The 10,375-nt window shown below is 56.9% G+C and carries 10 protein-coding genes; 4 read left to right on the top strand and 6 right to left on the bottom strand.

Going from position 1 to position 10,375, the window contains the following annotated elements:
- The 6 genes from Q0955_RS20925 to Q0955_RS20760 form a co-directional block, all read right to left on the bottom strand.
- The coding region (locus Q0955_RS20925; protein ID WP_366140710.1) for an acetyl-coenzyme A synthetase N-terminal domain-containing protein at window positions 1-74 on the bottom strand (74 nt) is incomplete at its 3' end.
- Between the two features lie 169 nt (window positions 75-243).
- Window positions 244-999: an ABC transporter ATP-binding protein gene (locus Q0955_RS20780; protein WP_299428812.1), complete on the bottom strand. Its 756-nt coding sequence runs from the start codon at window positions 997-999 to the stop codon at window positions 244-246.
- Window positions 1,000-1,013: 14 nt separating this feature from the next.
- Window positions 1,014-1,772, bottom strand: coding sequence for an ABC transporter ATP-binding protein (locus Q0955_RS20775; protein WP_299428809.1), 759 nt, complete (start codon window positions 1,770-1,772; stop codon window positions 1,014-1,016).
- A 12-nt stretch (window positions 1,773-1,784) separates the two neighbouring features.
- Window positions 1,785-2,978 carry a branched-chain amino acid ABC transporter permease gene (locus Q0955_RS20770; protein WP_299428807.1) on the bottom strand — a complete coding sequence of 398 codons (1,194 nt, stop codon included), beginning with the start codon at window positions 2,976-2,978 and terminating at the stop codon, window positions 1,785-1,787.
- Between the two features lie 3 nt (window positions 2,979-2,981).
- Window positions 2,982-4,013: a branched-chain amino acid ABC transporter permease gene (locus Q0955_RS20765; RefSeq protein ID WP_299428804.1), complete on the bottom strand. Its 1,032-nt coding sequence runs from the start codon at window positions 4,011-4,013 to the stop codon at window positions 2,982-2,984.
- An 82-nt stretch (window positions 4,014-4,095) separates the two neighbouring features.
- Complete coding sequence (locus Q0955_RS20760) at window positions 4,096-5,448, bottom strand: ABC transporter substrate-binding protein (RefSeq protein WP_299428801.1); 1,353 nt, start codon at window positions 5,446-5,448, stop codon at window positions 4,096-4,098.
- Between the two features lie 215 nt (window positions 5,449-5,663).
- On the opposite strand from Q0955_RS20760, the gene Q0955_RS20755 reads away from it, so the two are divergent.
- The 4 genes from Q0955_RS20755 to Q0955_RS20740 all read left to right on the top strand — a co-directional run bounded on the left by Q0955_RS20755 (window position 5,664) and on the right by Q0955_RS20740 (window position 10,371).
- Window positions 5,664-6,965, top strand: a complete 1,302-nt coding sequence (locus Q0955_RS20755; RefSeq protein WP_299428798.1) for a helix-turn-helix transcriptional regulator — start codon at window positions 5,664-5,666, stop codon at window positions 6,963-6,965.
- 81 nt (window positions 6,966-7,046) lie between these two features.
- A complete protein-coding gene (locus tag Q0955_RS20750; RefSeq protein ID WP_299428795.1) occupies window positions 7,047-7,415 on the top strand; it encodes a response regulator in 369 nt (122 codons plus the stop codon).
- Entirely contained in the window at window positions 7,412-7,681 is a 270-nt protein-coding gene (locus Q0955_RS20745) for a hypothetical protein (protein WP_299428793.1), read from the top strand. The genes Q0955_RS20750 and Q0955_RS20745 overlap by 4 nt, the downstream gene beginning before the upstream one ends.
- The gene (locus Q0955_RS20740) at window positions 7,681-10,371 is read left to right on the top strand and encodes an ATP-binding protein (protein ID WP_299428790.1); all 2,691 of its coding nucleotides are present in this window, start codon (window positions 7,681-7,683) and stop codon (window positions 10,369-10,371) included. Before Q0955_RS20745 ends, Q0955_RS20740 begins: the two co-directional genes overlap by 1 nt.
- The last annotated feature ends 4 nt before the right edge of the window (window positions 10,372-10,375 follow it).

Raw genomic sequence — 10,375 nt, 5'->3', positions numbered from 1 at the left:
GGTTTGATCCAATCCACACGCTGGCCATGCTCGCGCCAAAACCCCTCAGGATCAGACATCGATGCGGCGTACATTTCTTGATACTTATCCGCCGTGATGATGGCGTTTTCGGCGAGTTCTTTGGAGGGGGGGAATGTGGAGTCAGACATGTTTGGACCTCGAATGGTAATTCTTTGGGGGCGAGGTTAGGGGGCTGCGCCGCGAGGTCAACTCGACTTTTGGCGCAACCCCGACTTGTTTACGTTAGATTGCCAGATATTCGGCGCGCAGCTCTTCGTTTTCGAGCACTTCGTTGGCGGAGCCGTCAAACACAACCGAGCCGGTGTCCAGGATCACCGCGCGATCAGCCAGTTCCAGCGCGCGCACGGCATTCTGTTCCACAATCACGGTGGTGATGCCTTGCTCTTTGATGATGCGCAGCGTCTTTTCGATCTCGTCCACGATCACCGGCGCGAGGCCTTCATAAGGCTCGTCCAGCAGCAGCACTTTGATGTCGCGGCTGAGGGCGCGAGCGATGGCGAGCATCTGCTGTTCGCCACCGGAGAGCGTGACACCCTCCTGCTTGCGGCGTTCGCCAAGACGCGGGAAGAGTTCGTAGAGGCGTTCGATTGACCAGCCGATGGGCGGGGCAATTTGGGCCAGCTGAATGTTCTCTTCCACGGTCAGACCGGGAATGATCGAGCGATCTTCCGGCACCAGACCGATGCCAGCCTGCGCGGCCTCATAGCTTTTCATCAAGTGCAGCGGTTTGTGGTCGAGCCAGATTTCGCCGTGTGTCACCTGAGGGTCGTCCATGCGGGCGATGGAGCGCAGAGTGGAGGTTTTGCCAGCCCCGTTGCGGCCCAGGAGTGCGAGGATTTCGCCTTCGTGCACGTTGAAGCTGATGTTTTGCACAATGTAGCTCTCGCCGTAGTAGCTCTCCATGTTCCAGATGGAGAGGTAGGCGGGGGCGGTTTCGGCCAGATTGTGGCCTTTGGAAAAGTCGGGTTTGACGTTCATCTGTCCTGTTCCCCTTATGCAGCGGTCTCGCCGAGGTACGCTTCGCGCACTTTCGGGTGACCTTTGATGTTTTCAGGATCGTCCTCGACCAGCGGTGTGCCCTGAGCAAGCACGGTGATGCGCTGTGCCAGAGAGAACACCACATGCATGTCATGTTCGATGATGGCGATGGTGATGTCGCGCTCGTCACTGATCTGCTTGAGAAGGTCGATGGTGTTGTTGGTGTCCGCCCGGGCCATACCGGCGGTTGGCTCATCCAGCAGCAAGAGACGTGGCTCCTGTGCCAGACACATGCCGATCTCCAGACGACGTTTGTCACCGCGAGACATGGAGGCCGCGTGCATGTGATGCTTGTCGGCCATGTTCATGTCCTCAAGCATCGCTTCAGCTTTTTCCACGATGTCCTTTTCACGCATCATGTCTTCGATGGCGCGCATCCGGAACGCCCCGTCCCGTTTGGCAAAACAGGGGATCATCATGTTTTCCATCACGGTCAGATCACCAAAAATTTCCGGTGTCTGAAAAACGCGGGAAATGCCCATCTGGTTGATCTCGTGTGGGGTGCGGCCCAATACCGATTGGCCGTCAAACATGACAGAGCCGGTGTCCGGGATGAGCTTGCCCACGAGGCAGTTCAGCAGGGTGGATTTCCCGGCCCCGTTGGGGCCGATGATTGCGTGTACGGTGTTTTCCTTGACGGAGAGGTTCACGTCGCCGAGGGCCTGAAGACCACCGAACCGCTTACCTACGTCTTTGACTTCGAGAATTCCCATCTTTCAGTCTCCTTATTCTGCGGGTTCAGTGGAGCCGCCAGTGTCTTTGGCTTTGCGGCGGTTTTTGATCCATTTGCTGATGCGCTGACCGCCTTCGACCAGGCCACCTGGCAGGAAGATCACCACCAGCATGAACAGGATACCAAGGGTCAGGTGCCAGCCTTTGCCGATGAACGGGTAGACCAGAAAGACGATGAAATCTTCGAGACCATCCGGCATAAAGGCGAACCATTCGTGCAGAACGTCTTTGTTGATCTTGGACAGGATGTTTTCCATGTACTTGATCACACCTGCGCCGAGAACCGGACCGATCAGCGTGCCAACACCGCCCAGGATGGTCATCAGAACCACCTCACCAGAGGCTGTCCAGAACATACGCTCCGGTCCAACCTGTGTGTCCATAGCGACCAAGAGACCGCCAGCGAGACCAGCGTACATGCCGGAGATCACAAAGGCTGCCAGCGTGTGCGGACGTGGGTTCAGGCCGGTGTAGGACATGCGGGTCTGGTTGGATTTGATCGCACGCAGCATCAGACCAAACGGGCTGCGGAAGATGCGGATCGACACGTAGAAGGCAATCAGCATCACCACGGCTGCAATGTAGTAGCCGACGTTGAAGGTGAAGAGCCAGTCGCCGACGCTCAGCTCAAAGCTCTGACGCATGTCCATGCCAAACAGGTTGGCGCGGCCAGTTTCGCCTTCTGCCAGATTGGACAGCAGCGGACGGTCAGTGGATTTGATCTGCAAGCCAGTTTCACCACCGGTGATTGGTGTGAGAACCGAATAGGCCAGCGCGTAAGACATCTGGGCAATCGCCAAGGTCAGGATCGAGAAGTAGATGCCTGAGCGGCGCAGACAGATGTAGCCCACTGCCACCGAGAAGATACCGGCCACAATCACGCCCATGAAGATGGCCGGGATCACGTTGAGCGAGACCAGCTTCATCATCCAGATGGCGCCATAAGAGCCCACACCCAGGAAGGCGGCGTGGCCAAAGCTGAGGTAGCCGGTGAGGCCGAACAGCAGGTTAAAGCCAATGGCAAAGATGCCGAAGATCACAAAGCGTTGCATCAAGTCGGGGTAGCCCGCGTTGAATTGCGCCATGCCGGAGCTTTCCGGGAAGGGGTTGAGAATGAAGGGCGCCAACATGGTCAGCCCGGTAACGATCAGCATAAGCTGAAGATCTTTTTTGGTGAGACCGAGCATGAGTTAGTCCTCCATGACGCCCTTGCGGCCCATAAGGCCACGGGGACGGGTCAGCAAAATGATGATGGCGACGAGGTAGATGATGATCTGGTTCAGACCCGGCAGAATCTCCAGAACCTCGCGCATGGAGGCGAAACTTTCCAAAATGCCCAACAGGAAGCCTGCCAGCACCGCACCCGGAAGGGAGCCCATGCCGCCGACAACAACCACAACGAAGCTCAGCACAAGGAAGTCCATGCCCATGTGATAGTTTGGCGAGTTGATTGGCGTGTACATCACACCGGCCAGACCGGCGACAGCGGCGGCAAGGCCAAACATGATGGTGAAGCGCTTGTCGATGTTGATGCCCAGAAGGCCAACGGTTTCACGATCTGCCATGCCAGCACGCACAACCATGCCGAAGGTGGTGTATTGCAGGAAGGCAAATACAGCCCCGATGATGATGGCGGAGAAGACAAAGTAGATGATGCGCCAGTAGGGGTAGATGATCAGGTTGGGGTCAAACCCAAGCAGGGCGCCGAAATCAAGCGAACCTGCAAACGCCTGCGGGGCAGGGGTCGGGATCGGGTTGGCGCCGTAGAAATACTTGATCACTTCCTGCAACACGATCGCCAGACCAAAGGTCACAAGGATCTGGTCGGCATGGGGGCGGTTGTAGAAGTGTTTGATCAGGCCGCGTTCCATCGCGTAGCCGACAAACATCATCACCGGGACAGTGAACAGAATCGACAAGGGGACGGCCCAATCGATGATCGCGTCGCCGGTGGCTTGGCCAAAGAGGTCATGCAGATAAGGCACGTCAACTTTCAGCGGGTTGCCGAGAAAGTCGGTCTGTGTCTCATCAATAACTGTGCGTGAGAGGGTCAAGATGCGGCTGAAAGTCACCGCGCAGAAGGCACCAATCATGAACAGTGCGCCGTGCGCAAAGTTCACAACACCCAAGGTGCCAAAGATCAGGGTAAGGCCAAGTGCGATCAACGCATATGCGGATCCCTTGTCCAACCCGTTCAGAATTTGAAGGATAATTGCTTCCATCGGTCCGTCCCTGTGGTTGTCCGATTTCGCCTATGCTGGCGAAGTGGGGCGGGCATTGCTGCCCGCCCGATTGGGGCGTGAATTACGCGCCGTTGTTGCAGGCACCCAGAACGGCCTCTGGGCCGCCCATCTGTGGGTGATCAGGTGCGTAGGTCACCTGCTCAGCCGGGGTCACTTCAACGATTTCCAGAAGGTCGAACTCGGAAGTTGGGTTCTCTTTACCCTTCACAACCAGCACGTCTTTGAAACACTGGTGGTCAGCGCCGCGATACAGCGTCTTACCGTTGCCCAGACCGTCAAACTCAAAGTCTTCCAGCGCTTCTGCAACTGCACATGGGGCAAAGGAGCCCGCACGCTGAACAGCATCCGCATACAGCAGGGTTTGCACGTAGGTGGTGTGCGCCGCCTGGGATGGTGGGAAGCCATATTTGGTGCCGAAGGATTTAACGAAGGCTTTGGAGCCCGCGTCCTGCAGCGACCAGTGCCAGTTGGTGGAACCGAAGATGCCCTTCACGTTGGCACCGGCACCCTTCGCCATCAGGCGGGAGTACAGTGGAACAACGATCTGGAAGTCTTTGCCGTTTACCTGCTTGTCGCGCAGACCAAACTGAACCGCGTTGGTCAGCGAGTTCACCATGTTGCCGCCGTAGTGGTTCAGAACCAGCGTGTCGGCACCGGACTGCAGGACAGGCGCGATATAGGAGGAGAAGTCGGTCTGTGTCAGCGGTGTTTTCACAGCTGCAACAGTTTCCCAACCCATGGCTTCAGTAGAGGCACGTACCGCTTCTTCGGTGGTGTAACCCCAGTTGTAGTCAGCGGTCAGGTGATACGCCTTACGGTCTTTGCCGTAAGCGTTTGCCAGAACCGGTGCCAGCGCAGCACCCGACATGTAGGAGTTGAAGAAGTGACGGAAGCCGTTGGCTTTCTTGTCTTTACCGGTGGTGTCGTTGGAGTGGGTCAGACCCGCCATAAAGATGACGCCGGCTTCTTGGCAGAGCGCCTGTACGGCCACAGCCACACCAGAGGACGAGCCGCCGGTGATCATGATGGCGCCGTCTTTTTCGATCATGGACTTGGCGGATGCGCGGGCGGCGTCAGACTTGGTCTGGGTGTCGCCTGTGACGTATTCCACTTTTTTGCCCAGGATGCCGGTGCCGTCCAGCTCTTTGGAGCTGAAGGTGTTCAGCATGCCGCCGTCGCCGCCACCGTTTAGGTGCTCAACAGCCAGCTGATAGGCGCGCAGTTCGTCTGCACCCTCGTCCGCGTAGGGACCGGTCTGTGGCACGTTGAAGCCCAGAGTAACTGTGCCGCCGGTAGGTTCGTTGGTGAACGCATGTGCGGACTGAGCTGTAAAGATCGTTGGCAGTGCCAAACCGGCGCCGGCTACGGCACTGGTTTTGAGCAAACCACGACGTGTGAAGTTGCTTTTGGACATATAATCCTCCCGTTGTGTCATTTGTGGTTTGGGCTCCTCTTCCCGCCCCACAGGCACTATTTGTGCAAAACTATTATCGCGGTCGGTCCGAAAATTTCGCAACAACTGCTTTCAAAGACACAATTTTTTTGTAAAGTAATTCGCATTGCTTTGCAGCATGGTGTAAAGAAATTATTTTGCAGCGCAGCAAAATGTTGAAACTGGGGGAAAAGCCAATGGTCCAGCAAACCCTTGCAGGCAGTCGCATCAGAGAGCGCCGGGTGATGGCGGGCTTACGCCAGGCCGAACTTGCCCGGCAGGTCGGGATCTCCGGCAGCTACCTCAATTTGATTGAGCACAACCGGCGCAGAATCGGTGGGAAGCTGCTGAATGACATTGCTCAGGCGCTGGACGTTGAACCATCTTTGTTGAGCGAAGGTGCAGAAGCGGCGCTTTTGTCGGCGCTGCGGGTGGCAGCCGCTGAGGTGGAGACGGTGGCCGTTGAGCTCGAAAGGGGCGACGAATTTGCCGGGCGGTTTCCGGGATGGGCGGCGTTGATTTCGGAACAACACAAACGCTTGCGAAGTCTGGAGCACACCGCAGCGACGTTGACTGACAGGCTAACCCATGACCCGCATCTTGCCACTTCTGTGCATGAGATGTTGACCATGGTGACCGCGATCCGCTCGACAGCGGGTATTTTGGCGGACACCAAGGAGATTGAACCGGAATGGCGCAATCGCTTCCACCGCAACCTGAATGAGGACAGTCAGCGGTTGGCTGAAGGGGCGGAGCAACTGGTGGCGTATCTGGATGATGCGGGGGACGCCTCTGCGGGGCTGACCTTGCCGCTGGAAGAGGTCGAGGCGATGCTTGCAGCCCATAAGTTCCGGTTTGACAGTCTGGTTGATGCGACGCCGGATGCGCTGTCTGAGTTTGTGGGCAATCAGTCGCAGCTGACCTCGGATGCGGCGCGCGACATGGCGATGACCGTGGTGCGGCAGTTGCGGGCTGATGCGCGGCTGCTGTCACTGGAGATGTTGGAACGGCAAGTGAACGATGGGGTGGTGGAGCCTGCGCAGATTGCCTCGGACTACGGTGTGCCACTGAGTACGGTACTGCGCCGGTTGGCAGCTGTGTCAGATGACATGTTACCAATGCCATTGGGGCTGGTGATGTGTGACGCATCTGGCACCTTGATGCTGCGCAAGCCCGTGGAGGGCTTTGCCATTCCACGCTTTTCTGGTGCTTGCCCTAAGTGGCCGCTGTTTCAGGCCTTGTCCCGTCCGATGCAGGCGTTGCGCCAGACGGTGACGATGACAGGCCGTGAGGCCAAGCGGTTTGATTGCTACGCGGTGTCTGAACCGATTGGCACGATTCAGGTTAATGTTGCACCGCTGTATCACAGCTACATGCTGATTGTGCCGTTGGAAGAAGCCGGTGAGGCGGAAGCGGAGGTGGGGTCCTCCTGCCGGGTGTGTCCGTTGGCGCAATGTGAGGGGCGTCGAGAGCCGTCTTTGTTGGCGGATGTCGGGTAACGTTGGAAAATCTCTTTTCTTTTTGCGGGTGGTCGCTAAGAATGGCGCACCGCTTGTGGACTTTTGGGGAGGGGAGGCTGCATGGGCAAAAACGTGCTAGTCATCGAAGATGAGCCCAATATCATCGAAGCGATCAGCTTCATCTTGTCTCGTGACGGCTGGTCCGTTGCGACCCATTCCAATGGTCATGATGCTGTTGGTGTGGTGCAAGGTGCGATGCCCGATTTGGTTATTCTGGACGTGATGCTGCCGGGCAAAACCGGTTATGACATCCTGCGTGAGCTGCGCAGCGAAGATGCCACACAGGGACTGCCAGTGTTGATGTTGACCGCCAAAGGGCAGGTCAAAGACCGTGAAATGGCGGAGCGCGCCGGGGCAAGCCGGTTTATGACCAAGCCGTTTTCCAACGCTGAGGTGCTTGATGCGGTGCGAGAGCTGGTGGCCGGGTGAGTGCCAAACACACCATTCCGTTTTTGGAGCGACAAAGCTATCGTCGCCGGCGATTGATTGACACAATCCGCACCCTGCCAGTGATTGGCGCGGTGCTTTGGGCGGTGCCCTTGTTGTGGCAGCAGTCTGAAGCGCCGGATGTGGTGACCACCTCTGACGCGATTGTTTACATTTTTATGGTCTGGCTGTTGCTGGTTGTTGGAGGCGGGTGGTTGGCGCGTAGCCTCAAACGCAGTGATGCGGAGGAGACGGAGCGCGAAGGCTGATGGGTACGCTCAATATTCTGGTTGGCGTCTGTCTGATTTACGTCGTGTTTTTGTTCCTGATCGCGTTTGCAGCGGAACGCGCGGCCCTGGAAGGGCGTGGCGGGTGGCTGCGCAGCCCAATGATTTATACGCTGTCGTTGTCGATCTACTGTACAGCCTGGACGTTTTATGGGGCGGTCGGTTATGCGGCGCGCTCAGGCCTTGAGTATTTGACCATCTATATTGGCCCGTCGTTGGTGATGATTGGCTGGTGGTGGTTGCTACGCAAACTGGTGCGCATTGGGCGCAGCCAGCGTATCACCTCAATCGCGGATTTGATCTCTTCGCGCTACGGAAAATCCAATCTCTTGGCGGTTGGGGTGACCGTTTTGGCAGTGATTGGAACCACGCCCTATATCGCGCTTCAGTTGCAATCTGTAACCGTGAGTTTTGATGTATTTTCAAGCGCTTATGGTGGTGAGTTAACGCAAGCGGCGCAGGGGAGTAACGCGCTTTTGGTGGCCGCTGGCCTGTCCTTGTTCACCATTGTTTTTGGCACGCGAAATTTGGATGTAAACGAGCGCCACCACGGGGTTGTGATGGCTGTGGCCGTTGAAGCAATTGTGAAATTGCTGGCGCTGTTGGCGGTTGGCATTTTTGTGGTTTGGGGTCTGGCCGGTGGCGTCGGCGATACGTTTGCCCGTATCGATGCAAGCGAGATTGGCCAGTGGCAAATGCGGGGGGACCGTTGGGCAACGTTGATCTTCCTGTCCGGTGCGGCGTTTTTGTGTCTGCCACGTATGTTTCAAGTCATGGTGGTTGAGAACGAAGACGAGGACCACCTGCGCACCGCCAGCTGGGCGTTTCCTGCCTATCTGATGGTGATGAGCCTGTTTGTGGTGCCGATAGCGGTGGTGGGGTTGGATCTATTGCCACCGGGAAGCAATCCCGACTTTTTTGTCCTGACAGTGCCGTTGGCAACTGGCAACGACGCGTTGGCGATGTTGAGCTTTCTAGGAGGCTTTTCCAGTGCGACATCTATGGTGATTGTGGCCGCGTTGGCATTGTCGACCATGGTGTCAAACCACATTGTGATGCCGATTTGGCTGAGCATGCAGACCGGCGGTGCATCGGTGTCTGGTGACGTGCGGCATGTTGTGCTGTTGTCTCGGCGCATTTCCATCGCAGCCGTGGTGTTTCTTGGATACCTCTATTTCCGTCTCTCCGGAGGCGGTACCGCGCTGGCCTCGATAGGTCTGATTTCCTTTGCCGGGGTGGCGCAGTTTCTGCCGGTGCTGATTGGCGGGATTTTCTGGCGCGGGGCCACCCGGACCGGGGCGTTTGTGGGCCTGACAGTAGGCTTTCTGATCTGGGCTTACACGTTGTTATTGCCCAGTTTCGGAGCCGGCACATTGGTGTCGGAAACAATGTTGACCGAAGGCCCATTGGGATTGAGTTGGCTGCGCCCGCAAGCGTTCTTTGGTATCTCTGGCATGGACCCGTTGGTGCATGCGGTGTTCTGGTCTATCTTATTGAACACAATGAGTTTCTTCATTGCCTCTTTGGTTGGATTTCCGTCTCCTCTTGAGCGGTTACAAGGGGCTCAGTTTGTAAATGTGTTTGAGCACAGCTCCACGCCACAAAGCTGGGCTGGGAGCTTGGCGCAGACCGAAGACCTGATGGTCATGGCGCAACGTATCATCGGTGCGCGCGAGGCGCAGAACCTGTTTGAACGGGAGGCCAAGCGTCAGGGCATGAGTGGGCTTTTGCCGGAGCCGTCACCGGATTTCTTGCAGCGTTTGGAGCGGGAGCTGGCGGGCTCTGTTGGGGCGGCCACGGCGCATGCGATGATTGGACAAATTGTCGGTGGGGCGTCGGTGTCGGTGGAAGATCTGATGGCGGTGGCCGATGAGACGGCGCAGATGATGGAATACTCCAGCAAGCTTGAAGCCAAATCCGAAGAGCAGGCGCGCACGGCGCGGCAATTGCGACAGGCCAATGAAAAGTTGACGTTGATTTCGGAGCAGAAAGACAGCTTCCTCAGCCAGGTGAGCCATGAGCTGCGCACGCCGATGACCTCGATCCGCGCGTTTTCAGAGATTTTGCGGGACAGTGACCGGCTGACTGAAGATGAAAAGATCAAATACAGCTCGATCATCCACGATGAGGCGTTGCGGTTGACCCGGCTGCTGGATGATCTGTTGGATCTGAGTGTGCTGGAAAGTGGCCGGGTGAACCTGAACATGCAAAGCGGGAAGCTCAGAGGCATTCTGGATCACGCGGTGGCCAGTGCTTTGACCGGGGCTGGTAAGGACAAAATGCGCGTGGTGCGTAATACGGCTGCTGAAGAAATCACGCTCAATACTGATCTTGATCGGCTTAGTCAGGTGTTTATCAACCTTATTGGAAACGCTCAAAAGTACTGTGATTCTCCGTCGCCCAAACTGCGTATCGAAGTGAGCCAAAGTTCAGGAACGTTGGTTGTGGATTTTATTGACAACGGAAGTGGTATTCCAAAAACGGAGCAAGCGGTGATCTTTGAAAAATTCTCCAGAACCGGAGAGCAAAAGGTCAAAGGCGCCGGGCTTGGTCTGGCGATTTGCCGAGAGATCATGACGCGTTTGGATGGCGCCGTAGAATACCTGCCGGGGCAGGGTGGCGCGGCGTTTCGGGTGACCTTGCCAGGAGAGGTCGCCTTGGCGGCGCAATAGACAC

The sequence above is a fragment of the uncultured Shimia sp. genome, from assembly GCF_947493595.1.
GTDB lineage: Bacteria > Pseudomonadota > Alphaproteobacteria > Rhodobacterales > Rhodobacteraceae > Shimia.
The sequence above is the reverse complement of the archived record's forward strand: the minus strand, read 5'-3'. Positions and strand labels throughout refer to the sequence as shown.